Here is a 19,336-nt window from a genome sequence, read left to right as displayed (position 1 = left end):
TATCCTGTAAATAAAACATAAGCTTAGCTAGCGAATAGTCAAAATCGTAATCGCACCATCAGATAACGTTTGTGACTGGAAGGTTTCATGGACATTTTATTATTAGTCGGATTAATCGGTTTAATTACGCTCAACGGCGTCTTCGCGATGTCAGAAATAGCACTGGTGGCGGCTAAAACCAGTCGTCTGAAAATAATGGCAGAAGAAAGCAAACGCGCAGCTCTCGCGATTGAGCTAAAAAGCAATCCGACCCTGTTTTTGTCAACGATTCAGATTGGTATCACTGTGATTGGTCTGCTCAGCGGTATATTTGGTGAAGCGACGCTTTCTGAGCCTTTGGGGCACTTGCTGGTCAGTCAGGGGCTGGATAAAGAGATTGCCAGCGTTGTATCCACATTTAGCATTGTCTTACTGATCACTTACTTCGCCATTGTCATCGGCGAATTAGTACCAAAACGTATTGCTCAGAATAATGCGGAAATAATTGCTATCAATGTTGCTTACCCGATCCACTGGTTAGCCAAATTAGCCCGGCCGTTTGTGTTACTTCTTACGTTTACCACCGATACTTTGCTCAGGATTTTAGGGCAAACTGAGAGCAAGAGTGAAGTAGTCACAGAAGAGGACATCGTTGCCGTGATCAGTGAAGGCTCGGAGTCCGGAGCTATAGAACCGCAGGAACAATTGATGATCCGCAACCTGCTTCATCTCAATGACCGTCTTGCATTATCGCTGATGACGCCACGCCCTGATATTCACTATCTCGACGCTTCATTACCCATTGATGCGATCCTCAATAACCTTCGTCAAACCCAGCACTCGGTATGGCCGGTCTGTAAAGGAAGCCTGGATAACATCATTGGCACCGTTTCTTCTAAAGTAATGTTGGATGAGTATGACAAGCTTTCAATAGACAGACTCAGCAAGCAGTTAAAACCTCCTCGCTTTGTACCCGAGTCAATGAAAGGTCTTCCCCTGTTAAATTACATGCAGACAACCAGCACAGAGATGGTATTCATCGTTGACGAATATGGTGACGTGCAAGGGTTAGTGACGTACTACGACTTACTAAAATCCATCGCCGGAGAACTAGGCATGGAGCCACAACAGATTTGGGCGAAACAGCAAAAAGATGGCAGCTGGCTGATGGATGCCTTAATCCCACTTAACGAACTCAAATACAAACTCGGACTCACCAGTATTGAAGGAGAGGATATTGAGGGGTTTCAGACCTTAAACGGCTTCCTCACCTGGTTAACAGAGCGCGTACCTGATCAAGGTGAAATCATTGAATACCAGAACTGGCGTTTCGAAATTCTGCACGTAAAGAGTAACCGCATCATTCAGGTTAAAGTATCTGAGAAAAAACCTCTCAACATACCTGAAGCCCCAGAACCTTAACCGAATAATAAGATAAAAAACCAGCCCCCTTCCTCTTCCAAAAAAAGAGGCTGATTTTAACCAAAAATTAAGCGGTTAACTTAAAACAGGTAGGTCGCGCTGACGTACGCACTGCGACCTTTCTCTGAATAACCGTAGTAGTCGTCTTCGTCATCCAGCTCAACATCAAAGACGTTATTTACACCCGCTTTCAGATTCAGTTGCTGGAAGTCGTATGCCACACCAAGACCAACTAATGTGTAACCATCTACCGTTTCATCTTCCTGGCTGGTTATACTCGTGATTATCTGCTCACCTATGTAGTTCACGCGGGCAAAGGTAGTGACTGAGTCGAAGACCTGCCAGTTAACATCAAAGTTTGCCAGATGTTCAGGTGTATCGGTCAGTATCTCACCTGAACTCTTATCTTCTGCATCGGTGTAGGTGTAGTTTGCAGACACGTTAACGGAGTCAGTAATGTCGTACCAGGCCTCTAACTCAACGCCTTTGACTTCTGCTTTACCGATGTTCTGGTAAGTGATGATAGGCATCGAGCCGTCCATTCCAACCGCAGTACTGGTATCGCGTTCAATTTTATTCTTCAGTTTCGAGAAGTAGTAAGTCATCCCAAGACCGAACGAATCCGTCTCATAAGCCAAGCCTGTTTCATAACTTTCAGACTCTTCCGGTTTCAGATCGTCGTTACCCGTTAACCAACAACGGTTACCACAGCTGATAATACGAACCTGGTCACTGCTCTCCATCATGCCCGGCGCACGGAAGCCACCGCCACCACCGGCTTTTGCTACGAATTCATCTGTGAAACTGTAGACCGCATAAGCACGTGGACTAAAGTGATTGCCATACACTTCATGGAAGTCTTCGCGGCCACCTAAAGTTAACGCAAGCTTATCGAAGTCAAACTCACCCTGTACAAATACCGCTCCCTGGTGGTAATCGATTTGACCTGACGGGATATCACGGCTGTTGTTCAGCTCTGACGTACGGAATTCACCGCCAAATACCCAGGAGTGGCTGTCACGCCACAGTCCAGACAACTTGAAATCGGCGTAGTTATTTTGCAGTTCAACATCTGCAGTTCCATTTGAATAAGCAGTACTGCCGTCAGTCAAATCCATGGTTTCGCCGTATAAGCGAACTTGAGAGTCAAATGCAGACCATGCGCCATCGTGAGTTAAACCGTAGTTCCAGCGAGTAGAATCCTGAGTATTGGTCTGGTCTCCTGAACGTGGGTGAACCCAGACCGCTTTACGTTCATCATTGGTGTATGTTACATCGGCAGTCAGCGTTTGCTCTTCTGTTAGCTGCCAGGACAAATCACCATAAATGTTTGTCGTGTCTTTCTCTTCAAGCGCATCGTAATCCGGTGTTGCGTCCGTGCGCCACGGGTCACGGGTAGAACTTTCAACGATGATGCTGCCCGCAATCTCCGGAGTCAGCTCCCCGCTTGCGTAAGCATGACCTTTCCAACCATCACCGCCGTCCCCTTCTAATAAGTTTTCGTATTCAAGCCCTAGCGAACCAGCCATCTCGGAAGTCGGTGTCTTTAGAATCACATTCACCACACCGCCCATCGCTTCTGAGCCATACAGCGAAGAAACCGGACCGCGAACCACTTCGATACGTTGAATTGCTGTCAGCGGAATTGTCGACAGGTCAAAGTCATTACCGCGGATCAATGCATCCTGAGAGTTAATGCGGCGGCCATTTATCAGAATCAAAGTGTGTTTAGACTCAAGACCACGAATACGAATGGTGTTTCGCCCATAGGCGGCACTGCTCAGAACGCTGACGCCAGTTGCACTGCGGACAGCTTCTGAAATGTCTTTAACCGGCATTTTGGCGAGATCGTCTGCAGTAATAACGGAAACCGATGCGGGAGCAGTAAGCTCAGAATGCTGAGTTAATGACGCGGTGACCACCATACGTTCCATTTCTATAACATCATTCTGGTCCTGCGCATAAGCTTGACCGCTAAACGCTGTCACTAATGCTGCTGCCAGAACAGAGGGCAAAAACGCGGGCTTATTTACTAAAGTATTCACTGCATATCCTTATATCTATTTTTTGTATGAATTAACCTCGCCAACTGTAATAAAAAAATATATAAATAACAATAATTATCAATTGCATTATCATTTGTGTTTTGAGGTGGACTGTATTTTGAATTGCAAAAAATGGAAAAATATCAGATTAGATACGATTCTCGAGCCGTCGTGCTGCTGCGTTGAGAGTAATCAACCTGTTATTCAGCTTGTGAAAGCCACACCGGATATGTATTCGAAATATGGCTTACCTTTGGAAGAGAAATACATTCAGAAAGCAGTGAACAAGCGCCAGCAAGAATTCCGTGCTGGTCGCCACGCTGCCCGTGTTGCCATCAAAAAGCTGATACCAAATAATGTATTTGCAGACTGCCTACCGATTTTGGTCGGAGCATCTAGAGAGCCTGTTTTCCCTGCAACGATCAGCGGCAGTATTAGTCATACTGACTCGATTTGTCTTGCTGCCTGCGCACTCAAAAATGACGTGGCAAGTATCGGTATTGACGTGGAGAACAACCACCCGCTCGACAAGCACCTTTTTTCTGTTGTGTACACACGCAATGAACAGTCTTGGTTAACAGAAACAGAAACCATTCCGAACATTCTGATCTTCAGTATCAAAGAGAGCCTTTTTAAGTGCCTATTTCCGTTTGTGAAGGTGTATTTCGACTTTCTTGATGCGGAAATCACGTTGCAGCCAGAAACGGATAACAGCGGACAATTTCAGTTTGAACTAATTGGAGATAACCGAAGTGATCTCCAATCCAGATTGCCAGAGCTAGAATTCCAAGGGCACTATTGTTTTACCGAACAATACGTTCTCTCGCTGTGTTACTTAATTTAGGGCCTGTTGAAACTTATCATTCAATGACCTTTTGGATAACGGTGCTCTGGCGTTCATTAACAAGTGGCAGCCTCTGTTTGAGACGCGCTTTCCACACCTGCGGTATATCAATACCAGCGGCATCCAGTTTTCTACACTGCGGCCCCAAATACCAGTATGCATCGATCAGCTGAGCAACTGATATATCTGGGTATGGATTCACTGGTAGTCTATTTGGAACCAAATCGACAAAGGACATCTGGCTAAACGCTGGCTGTTGAGTGGAATAGACGCCATATGTGGCGTTATCCGGATCAAGTTCCGTCGGCAGCATATGCGGCCAGACAGAAACATATTGCTCAACAAACATCTGCCCGGCCAGCACACCAAATGGCTGATGGAGTGCTGGTCCCGAAACGGGCGAACACTTGATAATGTGCCTCGCACCGACCAGTACCACCACGCCTTGTCCGGTGGCTTTCTTTACCCTGCGAATACCGTCGAGAAAAGCCTGATCTCGCCCGACATTCAGCCTGGCAAGTTGAGCCGGATTATCAATATCTTGCCAGTTGAATGCTGGTTCCGTCAGGATAACTTCGAGAGGCGTCTTACGCGATCGGTTTGCTTCTTTAAGTCTTCGGAAAAATTCACCATAGCAGGGATGCAACCATGCAGGAAATGCGATGGAGTCGAGCCATACTGCCGCCAGCTCATCCTCAGAAATCGCCTTTCCGCGCAAATAGTCGTTTAACAACGCCTGATGTTTTGCATTACCGAACTCAACAAACAAATAACTAAACACACCATCCAGCTCGGGAGAGAGCAATACCTGTGTCATTTGCTCAAACAGACCGACATACCAGTGTGCTTCACCAATCGCTAAAACAGCGCCGGATTCAAGCTTACCCCTGAAGAAAGTCAGAGGGGAAAGACTCCCCTCCCACTTATGCTCTGGCGCTATTGAATTACCAGATTCAGACATCAAATTTCACTCTCAGTTCTTCGACCATACGGGTTCCAATCAGACGCAACATATCAGGTCGCATCATGTCCCGGTGGATACAGTTAACATCCACAACATTGATATTACCATCCATATAGTTAAACCATCCGTTACGATCCAGGAATGACTCTTCTGGTGGTTTCTCAGCATTAAAGAACAGCATATCGCCCTGATAACGGTAATCTACCGCGTCTCTTACGCGATGGTTGTTGTTGATCACCACTTCAATCATCGCCGATATGGTCTCTGAACTCAGATGAGCCATCGACGATCCTGCATCTTGGAGAATATCGATCACTTCAGGCTTAGTAATGCTGCTATGTGCGGATTCATCAAACTCGACACCTGCCATTCGAATCAGAGCTCCCAATGCTTGCTCTTCTCCCGGAGGATTCATGGTTTGCCACTGCTCTGTCGGGTAGGAATCAAGTAGGGTTAGCAAACCCACTTCCTGCCCCTGCTTTTGCAGGATACCCGCCATCAAATGCGCAATCATGCCACCAATAGACCAGCCAAGCAGATGGTATGGCCCAAAAGGTTGTTCCTTGCGAATTGCCGCGACATAATCTTCCGCCATCTCCATCATACTTTTCGGTAACGGTGCCGACGGGTCACCAAGGTTACGTGCCTGAACTCCGTACAAAGGAATATTAGACGGAATAATCGGTGTCAGCGCAGCGTAACACCAGCTTAAACCACCAGCAGGGTGAACACAGAATATCGCCGCTTTACCCTCGCGCTTACGCAATGGCAATAGCATGTTGAGCGCTTCATCACTTTCACTGCCATTCAGTTTAGCTGCGATTCCGGCAACGGTTGGCGACTCAAACACAGCGGCCAGTGATAGTTCGATACCCATGATCTCTTTCACATGCGCAATAAGCTGCGCGGCTAGCAAAGAATGACCGCCTAGTTCGAAGAAGTTGTCGTCAACACCAACAGCAGGCAACTCCAGTAACTGACAGAACAACTTGCACAAGCGCTCTTCAACCAAATTGCTCGGTCCTTTGGTTCCGACCTGACCCGATAAATCAGGTTTTGGTAGCGCATTGCGATCGAGCTTTCCGTTTGGTGTGAGCGGGAAGGCATCAAGCAGAACAAAGTAGCTTGGTATCATGTAATCAGGCAGCGGTTCAGCAAGATATTTCTGTAGCATAGTCGTATCAATAGATTGCTCAGCCCCTTCTGCAATGACATACGCCACAAGACGTTTATCACCATCGCTGTACTCTTGTGCCAGCACCGCAACGTGTGCCACATCAGGATGACTGGCTAACGCATTTTCAATCTCTTCCAGCTCAATACGGAAACCACGGATCTTAACCTGAAAATCACTACGCCCGCAGTACTCAATTGCGCCGTCATCACGCCAGCGTGCCAGATCGCCAGACAAATACATGCGGCTTCCTTTCGCACCAAATGGATTGTCAATAAACCGCTCTGCTGTTAGCTCCGGCTGACCATGATACCCGAGCGCAAGCTGGCGGCCTGCAATATACAGATGCCCTACAACACCCGGCGGAACCGGATTTAGAGCATCATCCAGAATGTAGATTTGCGTATTCCACACTGGGCGGCCAATTGGTATCGAACTGGCTTGCGTATTGGCTTCGCTTGGCCAGAAAGTCACATCAACCGCAGCCTCAGTCGGACCATATAAGTTGTGCAACGGCGTATTAAAGGATTGATAATATTGATTCACCAGTTCAACCGGCAATGCCTCCCCGCTACAAAATACCTGACGTAAACTCTGGCATCTCTGAGGATTCGCTTGCTGTACAAAAATCTGCAGCATTGAGGGAACAAAATGCATTGTGGTGATCTGCTCTTTATTAATCAGCTCCTGCAAGTAAACGGGATCTTTGTGTCCGTCCGGTTTTGCCACTACCAGACAAGAACCGACAATCATGGGCCAGAAAAATTCCCACACCGACACATCAAAACCGGCAGGTGTTTTTTGTAGTACACGATCAGTTGCACCTATTGGGTATTGGTCGTGCATCCATAACAGACGGTTCACTATTGCATCATGACTGACCACCACGCCTTTAGGTTTACCGGTCGAACCTGAGGTATAAATCATATAAGCAGGTGAATGTGGCTCTGGCTGAACTTGAGGCGGCAATGGTTCCACGCTGGTGTAAATTGTCGGCAACGTGTCGTCATCAACCAGTCTTATCTCCACCTTTGGTGGCAATTTGGATTGCAATACTGAAGTAGAGAACACAAACCTAGGAGCAGAAGATTCCAACATGTAGTGAATACGACCTTCTGGATAATCAGGGTCAATCGGCACATAAACCGCTCCGGCAGCAAGAATGGCTTGTTGGACAACGATCAGTTCTTCACTTCTCGGTACGCACACCGCGATTCGGTCTCCCGCTTCAACGCCTTGAGCGAACAGCCAGTTCATCAATGAATAGACCTTTCTTCCTAACTGCTCATAAGTGAGCTGTTTATCTTCCACGATTAGTGCGGTTGTGTGTGGCGTTAAGATTCGTTGTCTTGCCATCAGTGCAGATAAAGTGGTTTCGGGAACAGGATGATGGGTATCATTCCAGCTGCTGAGGACTTTTTCCCGTTCGCCAGCCAGCAACAGACTGACATCACTGACTTTATATTGGCTTGCTGTTAGCTCACGAGAAACTGCAAAAAAGTCACTCATAAAATGGAACAAGCGTTGTTGGTGCTCCTGAATATCACGTTCTGAATACAGCTCCGGGTTGGCATCCATGTCGACGTGCAGTTCGCCGCCAAGCTCATAACAGTAAAGTGAAATGTCATCCACCGGCCCGGACGAAAGGTTGTGCGCCTTGGATTTCAGCTCGCCAAACTTGTGCTCATAATCAAATGGCATGATATTTACCAGCGGGCCAAACAGATTGCGGTTGTCTTTCACTAAGTGGAGTTCACGGTGTAACTCTTCATAACGATAACCCTGATGACGACGAACCGATGAGAACTCCTGGTTTACCTGTTTAACCAGCGTTTTGATATCCAGCCCTTCTTCAAAGCTAACTCGTACCGGCAGAATATTAACCCGCATCGCTGGGGTTTGAATTGCCACCGACCCGAGACGCCCCATTAACGGAACGCCTAGTACCACTTCTTTAGAGCGAGTCATACGGTGAACATAAGCGGCAATAGAAGCGATAAGCACACTGTACCAGTGAGTGCGACACTGCTTGGCAAGCAGTTCCATTTGCTGAAAGTCACTGACGGGCATGACGCCCTTAAGACGCAGGAAGTGATCAGAGGTAACGGTTGGCTGACCAGCCAGGTTCACTGTATCCGAATGGTCGGCATAACGCTGCAAATAAAACGCGCGATCTTTCTGATATTTCTCCGAAGCTTTGTAGTCATCGTCTTCTTTTAACAATGCTTGCTGGTCAACAAACTCGACCTTATCAAACTGTTCTCCTTTAATAAGCTGACTATAAATATGCGCTACTCGGGAAACGATCAGTGACATGCTGTAGCCATCAATCGCGATATGGTGCAGCGATAAGAACCAGACAAACTTGTCTTCCGCCAGTTTTATCAGCGCCATTGCAAACAGTGGCCCCTGCTCTAAATTAACCGGTTCTTTAAGCTGCAACTTCATCCACTCAACAGCAGTGTCGAGCGGGTCCGACTCAGAAGATAAATCTAAGCGATCCACTTGCCAGGCTTGTCGCTCAATCACCATACGGGGCCCTTCGGTGGTTGTGACAAATTTTGCATGCAGTGAGTCGACCTCATCCAGTGCGGTTTTCACCGCCTCGACAAAACAAGGCTCATCAACCCTGCCGTCAATAACCAGGTATTCGCCGGTTTTGTATATCGGATTTTCCGGGTCGCGAAGCTGAGCAAACCAGATACCGGCCTGAGCATCAGTAAGCGGAAGCAGTTGCTCCACAGTATAGGGTAAATCGTACATATTCGTTCCTTTGCTACTTGTCCTTGTCGGGCGCTAGGCGCTTTTCTTCTCGATTAACTGCCACCAATGCGCCAAACAAGGCTGAGCGGCAAGCTCCATAAAGCTCACATCCAGTCCGGCTTGCTGCCAGTCTCCAACCAGAGACATGATCCGAACCGAATCAAGACCGAAATCCAGCAGACTGTCGTCAGCTTCAATTTCATCAACAGAGACATCAAGTAAAGCAGCCAGTTGCTGAGCTAAATCTTGCTCAGACTGAGGAATCGTATGTACACCCGGTACATCACTGACCTGTTGCAGCAGTTGCTGTTTATCCAGCACGTAGCCACACCGTCCCGCGACATAATTAAGCGCCATTTCATGGTCGCTTTCAGAGAAATCTGCTACTGCGTCAGAGACCATAAATGCCTGAATGTCGGTCATGAATGCTTCTGCCGCGGTCTGCATACAACCAATATGCGCATAGATACCCACGATGATCAGTTGATCGCGGCCTGTTTCATCCAGCATGGATTTAAGCGGTGTGCGCTGGAAGGCACTGTAGCGCCACTTTGTATACACAATGTCTTGTTCAGTTGGGGCAAGAGCAGGCAGAATTCGCGTGACAGTGTCATCGGCTATAAGACCCGGTCCCCAGAAGTCCGTCAGTAAAGCACGGTCTTCCTGGCGCTGGTCACCCGGCTGAGCGGTGTAAACCACAGGAATAGCAGCTTCAATGCAGGCTTGTTTTATCTCCTGGATATTCTCCGTGAGCGTTTGTATCAGCTCGCTGTTGAGGTCATAAAAATTAAGAAAATACTGCTGCATGTCGTGTATTAATAACACAGCACGCTCTGGCTCGACCTGCCAGGAAACGCGGTTTTTCGGGATCGATTTAGACAGCGGATAACCCGCGATAGATGGAATTGCCATGGGGCATTTCTCCTAAAATTAGTGATGGAAATTTCTGGCTAAAATCTGGTGAGGTGGGCTAAATCAACTCAAGGAGTTTGTTTTTGTTGATCTTTCCGACCGGCGTTTTCGGTAGCACATCAACAAAAATGACCCGGTCAGGGATCTTAAAGTCGGCTAAGCCCCGGCTTCTCAGGAAGCGCTTGATTTCAATCGGTTTCGGCTTTTGATCAAGACACACCAATGCGGCACAACTGCGCTCTCCGAGATAATCATCCGGTATCGCAATAACCGCGGCATCGTGCACGGTTTCATGTGCCATCAGATGATTCTCTACCTCTTGGGCGGCAATCTTCTCTCCACCACGATTAATTTGTTCTTTGTCGCGCCCGACCACTTGCAGGTTACCGTCATGGGTTAACACCACCACATCACCGGTTCGGTAGTAGCCTCCGGAGATAAAGGCACGCTCATTGTGTTCGGGGGCGTTGTAGTACCCGCGAATGGTGTATGGGCCGCGGGTACACAACATTCCAGCGGTTCCCCGAGGTACTGGCTCACCCATTTCGTTGACTACTAAAATTTCATCAGCCGGTGACATCGGACGGCCTTGTGTTGCGACAATCACCGATTCAGGATCATCTAACCGGGTGTAGTTCACCAACCCTTCCGCCATACCAAACACTTGCTGTAAAGTGCACTTCAGCGTTGGTTTGACACGTTTTGCGGCCGATTCACTAAATCGCGCCCCGCCGACCTGAAGAACCTCCAGAGAGCTAATGTCATGTTTTGTACGTTCCGCTTCATCCAGCCATAGCAACGCCAACGGCGGCACCAATGCTGCAACCGTAATATGATGTTTTTCAATCAACCGGAATGCGGTCTGCGGACTAGGATCCAGCGAGAGCACCACGGTTCCACCAGCCATAAAGCATCCCAATGCCCCAGGGGAGCTCAACGGGAAGTTATGTGCAGCTGGCAGAACACACAAGTAGCGAGTTCGCGCTGAAAAATGGCATTCCTCATTGCTAGCTCGGACGCTGTAAAGATAGTCCATATGTGTACGTGGGATAAGCTTTGGTGTGCCTGTCGTACCACCCGATAGCTGGAAGAAAGCAAAGTCTTGCTCAGTTTGGGGAGCACACGCCACGTTTGGTAAAACAAGCGATTCCAGTTCAACACTATCGACTGGCTTTAAGCTTTTATCGCCAGCCCAGACAACAGTCTCTAGTGTCGGTAATTCAGCTGCGATTTTTTGTGCAATGTCTGCCGTATCAACACCGACTTGCGGCGCTGTGATCAGTACTTTTGCCTTAGTAAAATGACAAAAGTAACGAATCTCATATTGCCTGTGTGCAGGCAAAGCTAACACCGGCTGAACCCCAATTTTCAGCAGCGCAAAGAAACTCAGGTAAAAGGAGCCCATATTAGGTAAATGCAACACCGCTTTATCACCAGGCTGTAATTTCAGCTTTTGCTGGAAGCCTGCTGCCAGAGCATTAACCTGATCAGATAACTCTCGGTAAGTCCATTGCTGATCGCCAGCGACGAGCGCTACCTGCTCCGGATACCTCTGAGCACTGACTTCAAGCATCTGTGGAATGGTTTGCTCTGTCCAGTAACCTGCATCTTGATATTGACGAGCTAGTTCATCTGGCCAGGGAGTAAACCCCGACGAATTCATCTCAGGCTCTTTCATATCAGGAAACATCACACGACCACCTCCATATTTTCCTGAATCTCAATACCCAGCGCGTTCAGTACGGTGCGCATTTTGTTGCCCGTTTCCTCCAGTTCACTTTGCGGGTCAGAGCCACTGACGATTCCGGCTCCGGCATAAACTCGTAAGCGCTGCTTCTCAACTTCTGCGCAGCGAATCACCACCACCCACTCGCCATTGCCACGAGCATCAACCCAGCCAACCAAGCCAGTAAAGTAACCACGGTCAAACGGTTCTACTTTGTCGATAAAGTCATATGCCAGATCTGTGGGGTAACCACATACCGCTGGCGTCGGATGAAGAGCGCTGGCTAGCTTGAGCACGCTGGTTGTCGAGTCTGAAACCGTTCCTTCAATTCGGGTGGAAAGATGCAGCATAGCTTTGGTTTCAATAACGGATGGCACCATAGGAACATAAAGATTGTGGCACCAGGGCTGAAGCGCTTTCTCTACTGCATCCACAACAACCGCATGTTCATGGAGATCCTTACCGCTCTCCATCATCAGCTCACCTTGCTGCTGGTTTATTGTCTCGTTATCACAACGCCTGCGCGACCCCGCCAGCGGATTAGAACAAACGTGAGATCCTTTACGGGAAACCAGCAGTTCAGGGCTTGAGCCCATCAGATATGTTTCGCTGTTTAGTCCGCCCAAGCGGGTGGAGAAGGTATAACCACCAGGGTTTTGCTTTAACAGTGTCTTAAGGAATCGAGTTCGGTCTATTTCTTGCTCGGTATCGACTTGCATCGTTCGGGACAAAACCACTTTTTCCAATCTCCCGCCCCTTGCATTACAAGCACTCGTCGCCCTCTCTACGCTACGCTTGTATGCTTCCAGTGCTGGGATCGGCTGAATAGAGGTTGGATGACACTGATTAGAACCCTCAAAATCAGCCACTTTATCCGGTCGAATCGGAGATGTAGTACACAAACGCTCAGGTACGATGAAATGCACAGGGTTGTGTTCGGAAAACGGAATCACGCCGACAGCAACAGGATTATCGTTTTCGTCTTCCTTGACTGACTCGAGTAGTTGGCTAATACAAGTATCTAGTTCTGAAAATCTGACTTGTTGGGAAAATTCTGCAGCAATGCCTTGTGTAAGTAACGTGACTGTCGGTGAGCTGAAGAAAAACGAAGCATCATCCGGATGAGCGTTTAGAAACTCTGTGAGCATAGTACTGCTCCCTATTGAGTTACGAAGCATAATTATCTCTCAAACTGTATTTAACATGAGTGTACAAATGAGAATCCCTCTCACTTGATGGTAAAGAGTACATACACCGCTACATTTGATCAAATGATTTTAATAACTATTATCATTCGCATTATTTATAAGTTTGAGATTTGTTCCATTTAAATGAAAAAGAAAGGGAGAATAAGGGTGATAAGCATTGATAAGAAAAAGAAAATGGCTGAGATGATCCCTCATTCAGCCATTCTGCATATCGTTATGCATGTAGTTCAACGTAAATTACGCTAGCCGTTGTTGCTTAAGCCATATCGCTCTTCACTTATCTCGCGCAGTTCATTGAAGCGCGTCTGCATTTTGCCTCCAATAATATCAACACGTCGCTGCATTTCTTCTACCCATGCCCGGTCTGATATTACATCTCGAGGTAAGGTCATGGTTCTCTGGTTTTCACCCAGGTAAAGAAACGCGTCAAACAGCTCCCCGACCTGTGCGTCCATCTTATCCATCTCAGCCAGTTTGTAGCGAGCCTTAGGCAAAAAATCGATCAAACGCAGTTCTTGTACTGGGCCTTGGCGAACATCCAGTATTGCCGGAGTTTTTGCCGCGCCGAAAGTCTTCACCACTTCAGGGTCAGTCATTGGCCAGATCGAGTAGACGCTGTCCGGGAAATCTTGCTCCAAACGCGTGGCCAGTGGCCAGTCCGACTGCGTCGATTTCGCCACATATTCTTTCGGTGCATTAATCAAGTGAAACGCGCCGAAAATCATCAAGGCTTTTTCATTATTCTTAATTCTCTCAGCCGCGATTTGATAGAAATAATCGGTCTTGTGAGATGCCGCTTGCTTCCACACTTTCACATCTTGCACTGTATCCCAGTCAAAAGGGGCTTCTGCTAAATGCACCCGAATTTTCTCACCCTCAGGTAAATCTTCATTGCGCTGTTTTATCGCTTTGAAAAAGTCGCGATACACATCCGGCATCCACGCCATAAAGTAAAGCGCACCTCTAAGCACCGAGTTCAGTTGATCTTCGCTAACCTCATCACCCGACAAATAGTCATCTAACACAGTCTGGAATTTAGCGTTACCAAACTCCACCACAACATGATTTACTTGCTGGGAAAACTCCGGTTTAACCACCAGCTCAGTAGCATAACGTACGAATGCATCGTTCCAGTGATAGTCCCCTATCGCGACGAAGTTATGTTTTTCAAATGCCTGCATAATGGCGTCATCTGCAAATTTCGCCTGCTCAACGACCTGCGCTACTTCCTGTTTCGATAACTCAACCTTAGCACTGTGAGGTAAGTACTCACAGGCAGCTAGACCTAATAAACCTGCGCTTAACAGCCACGGCTTTAATTTTTGTCCTAATTTACTCATCACACGGCTAATCCCTGGTTAACATGGTGACAACGATAACAAAAATAATTATCATTTGCATAAATGAAGTTTGATATCTGTATCACGAAAAGGATGTTTAGATGAGTGAAAACCTCTCAGAATTCAATGGCAAGCTATGTCTGGTAACGGGCGCTGGGCAAGGGATTGGCCTCGCGTGTGCTAAAAGCTTATTAGCGCAAGGTGCGCGTGTCATTGCATGTGATGTCACCGTAAAAGCATTATTGAATCTGGTTCAGTCTGTGCCTGAAGATCAGCAATTACGAACTACGCTCTTGCCGTTTGATTTAGCTGAGAGTGAGTCTATTCAATCTGCCTGCCTGCGCTTAGAGCGGGATAAACTCATCCCAGAATATGTCGTGACTTGTGCCGGCATCTTACACCTCAACTCTGTTCTCGACCTGTCTTTAGATGAGCTAGACCAAACGATCAATGTAAATCTCAGGGGTACTTTGCTGTTTACCCAACACATTGGGAAGCTGTTAGTCAAACACGGCAAAAAAGGATCTATCGTTGCAGTAGGGTCAAACGCCGCTGACACACCAAGAAGCAAGATGTCTGCTTACTGCACATCTAAGGCGGGGCTTCACATGTGGATGCAATGCCTGGGATTAGAACTGGCTGAGTACGGTATCCGTTGCAATATTGTCAGCCCTGGCTCAACCAGGACTCCGATGCAGGAACAGATGTGGAATGAAGCCTACGGTGAAAAAGACACGATTCGGGGTAATCTGGAATCTCACCGCATCGGTATCCCGCTGAATAAAATTGCCGAAACCAAAGACATCACCAATGCCATCGAGTTTCTTCTCAGCAGTAAATCAGGACACATCACCATGCATGATTTACGCGTAGACGGTGGTGCGACTTTATAACCCTTCAACAAAAGTGAAACGATTAACAGTAAGCACCGGAAACTAGTGAGAAAGTTATAGCTAAGCATAGAACAGCTGGATAGACCATTACGCGTCTTAACGTATTGTATAATTTCCGCAGTTTTAACTACACAGACCACAGCATGTTTCTAACTCCTTATTTCTCAAGCAATAACAACCAGTTCCAGTTTACAAGACAACAAGCTAGCCACTTTGCCAAAAAAGTAGCAGGCGATTTTAACCCTATACATGATGAAGACAACAAACGCTTCTGTGTTCCTGGAGATTTGTTGTTTGCTGTATTGCTAAGCCAGGAAGGTATTAGTCAAAGTATGCGCTTTGACTTTTCAGGCATGGTAGGTGATAACAAAGCCCTTAGCATTAGTAATAAATGTAAGAATCAAAGCGCTGTAGTTGATGAGAACGGAAAAGAATACCTGCATATGCACCACGACGGTGATATCAGCAGAGATCCTGAGTTCATCGAGCATGTTGTTACAAACTACGTACAGTTTTCGGGCATGAACTTCCCGCACATCATGGTTCCTCTGATGGAAGAGAAACAAATGATGATTAACTGCCAGCGCCCACTGGTTATTTATGAAAGCATGGAAGTTGAGTTCTCTCGATTAGATCTAAAGCATCCTGAAGTTGAATTTACAGGTGCAACTTTCGATGTTGAAGGGAAAAGAGGTCTGGTAACGATGAACTTCGCTTTTAAGGAAGACGGCGAGGAAGTCGGCACAGGAACGAAGCGTATGGTAGCGACAGGTCTAAAACCATACGAACAAGAAGCGGTAGATGACCTTGTAGAACGCTTCCATGTAAGAAAAAATACTTTCCTTAACGGGTTTTCTACTGCAGCATAGCTCCCCTGTTAAGAGCAAATCACAGAATCATCGATCAGCCTTCTTGGGTGATCAGATAACGAAAGAAGAGCTCAAATGAGCTCTTCTTTGTTTTTCAAGGAAGATAAATGACCATTAGTAAAACCAAAACGTCGTTCTACCGCAGGCTACTCATTGCCAATCTAATCGACAGTGGCATCAACACCCTGCCTAAAATACAGAAAGAGATAGATATCCCACGACGTACCGCTCAGGACACGATTAATGCGTTAGCTGATCTCGATATTGATTGTGTTTATTCAGGCGCAACTAAAAATGGCCACTACCAAATCAACTCTTGGGGACCATTCGATAAACTTTGGATAGCCGATAATATTGAGAATATAAAAGAGACTTTGGGGTACTAGGAACTATATAACTTCGACTTGAAACTCGGCGGCCTCCCAAACTGAGTCATGTTTAACAGGAGTACGCCAAGCACTCATAGCTTAAACAGAGATTAAAACACCTGAAAAGCAAAAGCCCCGACAACTCAATGAGCTATCGGGGCTTTGCAGAATAAATGGCACGCCCTATAGGATTCGAACCTATGACCACATCCTTAGAAGGGACGTGCTCTATCCAGCTGAGCTAAGGGCGCGCTACAGGGACAGGATTATACGAGTTAAAATGGTTAAATCAACGGCTTTTATTAACATTATGATCTGAATGCCTAAAAAAAGGTCACTGAAACGTTATGTGTTCAAAAACAACCCAAAGCAAACGTTTGCGTATAGATGTTAATTAGAAATTCTGCGACAATGCGCCGCAGAATTATTTGCCTTCTAAAAATTTATAAGGAAAGTCATGACTGCTCAAAATATAGACGGGACTCTCATTTCCCAAACTGTTCGTTCTGAAGTTGCAGCACGTGTAAAAGCTCGCGTTGAAGCGGGGCTGCGTGCACCTGGTCTGGCAGTTGTTCTAGTTGGTGAAGATCCAGCTTCTCAAGTTTACGTTGGTAGTAAGCGTCGTGCTTGTGAAGAAGTGGGTTTTGTTTCCAAGTCTTTTGACCTTCCGGCATCAACCACTGAAGAAGAACTGCTAACGCTGATCGATGAGTTGAACAACGACAGTGAAATTGACGGCATTTTAGTTCAGCTTCCGCTTCCGGCTGGTATTGATAGCACACACGTTCTGGAACGCATTCATCCGGAGAAAGACGTTGATGGTTTCCACCCATACAACGTCGGTCGTCTGGCTCAGCGTATTCCTAAACTTCGCTCTTGTACGCCAAAAGGCATCATCACCCTACTCGACCGATACAATATCGCCCTGCGCGGTAAACACGCGGTTGTTGTAGGAGCTTCCAATATCGTTGGCCGTCCGATGACACTTGAGCTGCTACTTGCGGGTTGTACAACGACGACCTGTCACCGCTTCACTAAAGATTTAGAGAGCTACGTTCGTCAAGCAGACATTGTTGTTGTTGCAGTCGGCAAACCTAACTTCATTCCTGGAGAGTGGATTAAGAAAGGCGCAGTTGTTGTTGATGTTGGCATTAACCGCCTGGACTCTGGCAAACTGGTTGGTGACGTGGAATACGATAAAGCACGTGAAAGTGCGAGCTTCATTACTCCGGTACCTGGCGGTGTTGGCCCGATGACAGTTGCAAGCCTGATCGAAAATACCATGCTGGCTTGTGAGCAGTTCCATACTGCTAAGTAACCTGACTTCGGGTTAAGTAATCAAGAAATTTTGGATATGAAAAAGGCTCCTGAATAAGGAGCCTTTTCTATTTGAGTGAATCTAGCCAGTGATGCTGCCGCTTTAATCACTCATGCAATATGCCACGGATGCTATGTTGATCCGGAGGTCTGATAACCATTAGTAGATGATGCGATCCGCTAAGTGACTAACGGCAAGAGCGAAGTAGTAAGAGCGGTTCCACTTCATCAATACATTGTAGTTGTTGTAAACCAGGTACGTACGGCCGTTATCGTCGTCAGGCATAATCAGCCAGGCTTTGATGTCATTATTCAGTTTAGGTAGCGGGCTGCCATCATATTTGGTGATGCCTAGCTTACTCCACTCTTGCAAGTACTTACCTTTCTCCTGAGTCCGGCCTTCCAGGTTATGATCAATACCTTTCGGGACTTTTACCTGGCGACCCCAGGTGTAATCTTTATCCCACCCAGACTCACTCAGATAGTTGGCCGTTGAGGCGAAAACGTCCGCCTCTGTTTGCCAAATGTCTTTCTTACCATCACCGTTGCCATCCGCCGCAAAGCGAAGGAATGAACTCGGCATAAACTGACACTGACCCATCGCACCTGCCCATGAGCCTTTGAAGTTATCCAGTTCGATATGGCCTTGATCCAGGATTTGCAGTGCAGCCATGGTTTCCTTGCGGAAGAACTCTTCTCGGCGACCTTCAAATGCCATCGTAGACAGTGCATCGATCACACGGTAATTGCCTGTAAACTTACCGAAGTTACTTTCCACCCCCCAAAGTGCAACAATGAAGCGTGGTTGTACACCAAACTGATCACCAATACGCTTTAGCTCCGTGTAGTGCTCCTTGTATAAATCTTTAGCTTGCTTAACCTTCCACTCAGGTACGGCGCGAGGAATGTACTCATCCAGCGTCAGCTTTTTCTCTGGCTGGTTTCGATCTGCCGTAACCGCACGCGGCTTATACTCAACATTCGCAAAAGCGTCTTTGATTACCTGTTCAGATATACCCTGAGCGAGCGCTTCAGTTCGTAATTTATCCAAGTATTCTTCAAAACCTTCACTGCTCGCAAAAGCTGAGGCACACATACCAACACTAAGCAGTGCTGCCAGTATTTTTTTCATATTGCCCTCCTTGAGTAAGGCATAAATTCAGCAGGATGCGGAATGCTATCCGTCTTTTTGCTGAGCTTTTTGTTCTTTATATTTTTCTAATAGGTTTTCCGGCGGTGGCGGAAGCTGCAGGAAGAAGCCGTCACTAAGTAGCGAGGCTTTCACTTTTTCGATATCCACCTGAGCCAACGTACGACCATCGAGTTTGATCGTCATAACGGCAATAGGCTTACCGAACATCTGCATCAAGGTGTCAGGAACCTGTGAAAAATCGTCCTTTTTAGGGATGTAGAGGTAAGCACCTTCTTTTTTGGAGCTTTTATAAATAGAACAAAGCATGACACGCCTTTTATGCTGATTTATCCGTTTTTGTTACGGATTTAGTTGTAAAC

General features: G+C 46.9%; 15 protein-coding genes and 1 tRNA gene. 6 read left to right on the top strand and 10 right to left on the bottom strand.

Annotated elements, in window-relative coordinates:
* Nucleotides 1–87 precede the first annotated feature (87 nt).
* Complete coding sequence (locus tag KHN79_RS04325; RefSeq protein ID WP_182011074.1) at nucleotides 88–1,401, top strand: hemolysin family protein; 1,314 nt, start codon at nucleotides 88–90, stop codon at nucleotides 1,399–1,401.
* 80 nt (nucleotides 1,402–1,481) lie between these two features.
* Here the strand turns inward: KHN79_RS04325 and KHN79_RS04320 are convergent, their stop codons facing one another.
* Nucleotides 1,482–3,446 (bottom strand): TonB-dependent receptor, encoded by a 1,965-nt coding sequence (locus tag KHN79_RS04320; RefSeq protein WP_182011073.1) that lies wholly within the window; start codon nucleotides 3,444–3,446, stop codon nucleotides 1,482–1,484.
* Between the two features lie 118 nt (nucleotides 3,447–3,564).
* Between KHN79_RS04320 and KHN79_RS04315 the strand changes: the two genes are divergently transcribed.
* On the top strand, nucleotides 3,565–4,290 hold the full coding sequence (locus KHN79_RS04315) for a 4'-phosphopantetheinyl transferase superfamily protein (RefSeq protein ID WP_244812597.1): 726 nt from the start codon (nucleotides 3,565–3,567) through the stop codon (nucleotides 4,288–4,290).
* A 16-nt stretch (nucleotides 4,291–4,306) separates the two neighbouring features.
* Here the strand turns inward: KHN79_RS04315 and KHN79_RS04310 are convergent, their stop codons facing one another.
* The 6 genes from KHN79_RS04310 to KHN79_RS04285 form a co-directional block, all read right to left on the bottom strand.
* Nucleotides 4,307–5,251 carry a hypothetical protein gene (locus tag KHN79_RS04310; protein ID WP_182011072.1) on the bottom strand — a complete coding sequence of 315 codons (945 nt, stop codon included), beginning with the start codon at nucleotides 5,249–5,251 and terminating at the stop codon, nucleotides 4,307–4,309.
* Complete coding sequence (locus KHN79_RS04305) at nucleotides 5,244–9,191, bottom strand: enterobactin synthase subunit F (protein ID WP_182011071.1); 3,948 nt, start codon at nucleotides 9,189–9,191, stop codon at nucleotides 5,244–5,246. The genes KHN79_RS04310 and KHN79_RS04305 overlap by 8 nt, the downstream gene beginning before the upstream one ends.
* A gap of 33 nt (nucleotides 9,192–9,224) precedes the next feature.
* Nucleotides 9,225–10,103 carry an isochorismatase family protein gene (locus tag KHN79_RS04300; protein ID WP_182011070.1) on the bottom strand — a complete coding sequence of 293 codons (879 nt, stop codon included), beginning with the start codon at nucleotides 10,101–10,103 and terminating at the stop codon, nucleotides 9,225–9,227.
* A 58-nt stretch (nucleotides 10,104–10,161) separates the two neighbouring features.
* Nucleotides 10,162–11,793 carry a (2,3-dihydroxybenzoyl)adenylate synthase gene (locus KHN79_RS04295; protein ID WP_280519661.1) on the bottom strand — a complete coding sequence of 544 codons (1,632 nt, stop codon included), beginning with the start codon at nucleotides 11,791–11,793 and terminating at the stop codon, nucleotides 10,162–10,164.
* A complete protein-coding gene (locus tag KHN79_RS04290; RefSeq protein WP_182011069.1) occupies nucleotides 11,793–12,977 on the bottom strand; it encodes an isochorismate synthase in 1,185 nt (394 codons plus the stop codon). Before KHN79_RS04290 ends, KHN79_RS04295 begins: the two co-directional genes overlap by 1 nt.
* A gap of 302 nt (nucleotides 12,978–13,279) precedes the next feature.
* Nucleotides 13,280–14,377 carry a hypothetical protein gene (locus KHN79_RS04285; protein ID WP_182011112.1) on the bottom strand — a complete coding sequence of 366 codons (1,098 nt, stop codon included), beginning with the start codon at nucleotides 14,375–14,377 and terminating at the stop codon, nucleotides 13,280–13,282.
* A gap of 101 nt (nucleotides 14,378–14,478) precedes the next feature.
* Here KHN79_RS04285 and KHN79_RS04280 point away from each other — a divergent pair, with 101 nt between their 5' ends.
* The 3 genes from KHN79_RS04280 to KHN79_RS04270 all read left to right on the top strand — a co-directional run bounded on the left by KHN79_RS04280 (nucleotide 14,479) and on the right by KHN79_RS04270 (nucleotide 16,525).
* Entirely contained in the window at nucleotides 14,479–15,270 is a 792-nt protein-coding gene (locus KHN79_RS04280) for a 2,3-dihydro-2,3-dihydroxybenzoate dehydrogenase (RefSeq protein WP_182011068.1), read from the top strand.
* Nucleotides 15,271–15,413: 143 nt separating this feature from the next.
* Nucleotides 15,414–16,139 carry a DUF3581 domain-containing protein gene (locus KHN79_RS04275; RefSeq protein ID WP_182011067.1) on the top strand — a complete coding sequence of 242 codons (726 nt, stop codon included), beginning with the start codon at nucleotides 15,414–15,416 and terminating at the stop codon, nucleotides 16,137–16,139.
* Nucleotides 16,140–16,246: 107 nt separating this feature from the next.
* On the top strand, nucleotides 16,247–16,525 hold the full coding sequence (locus tag KHN79_RS04270) for a helix-turn-helix domain-containing protein (RefSeq protein WP_182011066.1): 279 nt from the start codon (nucleotides 16,247–16,249) through the stop codon (nucleotides 16,523–16,525).
* A gap of 156 nt (nucleotides 16,526–16,681) precedes the next feature.
* Here the strand turns inward: KHN79_RS04270 and KHN79_RS04265 are convergent.
* Nucleotides 16,682–16,758 (bottom strand) — tRNA-Arg (locus tag KHN79_RS04265).
* 206 nt (nucleotides 16,759–16,964) lie between these two features.
* Between KHN79_RS04265 and folD the strand changes: the two genes are divergently transcribed.
* A complete protein-coding gene (folD, locus tag KHN79_RS04260) occupies nucleotides 16,965–17,825 on the top strand; it encodes a bifunctional methylenetetrahydrofolate dehydrogenase/methenyltetrahydrofolate cyclohydrolase FolD (RefSeq protein ID WP_182011065.1) in 861 nt (286 codons plus the stop codon).
* A gap of 159 nt (nucleotides 17,826–17,984) precedes the next feature.
* On the opposite strand, the gene KHN79_RS04255 is transcribed toward folD, so the two are convergent.
* Nucleotides 17,985–18,956: a lytic murein transglycosylase gene (locus KHN79_RS04255; RefSeq protein WP_182011064.1), complete on the bottom strand. Its 972-nt coding sequence runs from the start codon at nucleotides 18,954–18,956 to the stop codon at nucleotides 17,985–17,987.
* Nucleotides 18,957–19,001: 45 nt separating this feature from the next.
* Nucleotides 19,002–19,283 carry a YcgL domain-containing protein gene (locus KHN79_RS04250; RefSeq protein WP_182011063.1) on the bottom strand — a complete coding sequence of 94 codons (282 nt, stop codon included), beginning with the start codon at nucleotides 19,281–19,283 and terminating at the stop codon, nucleotides 19,002–19,004.
* Between the last annotated feature and the right edge of the window lie 53 nt (nucleotides 19,284–19,336).

The sequence above is a fragment of the Vibrio sp. B1FLJ16 genome (genome assembly GCF_905175385.1).
Lineage (GTDB): Bacteria > Pseudomonadota > Gammaproteobacteria > Enterobacterales > Vibrionaceae > Vibrio.
This window is presented reverse-complemented; position numbering and strand designations above follow the sequence as displayed.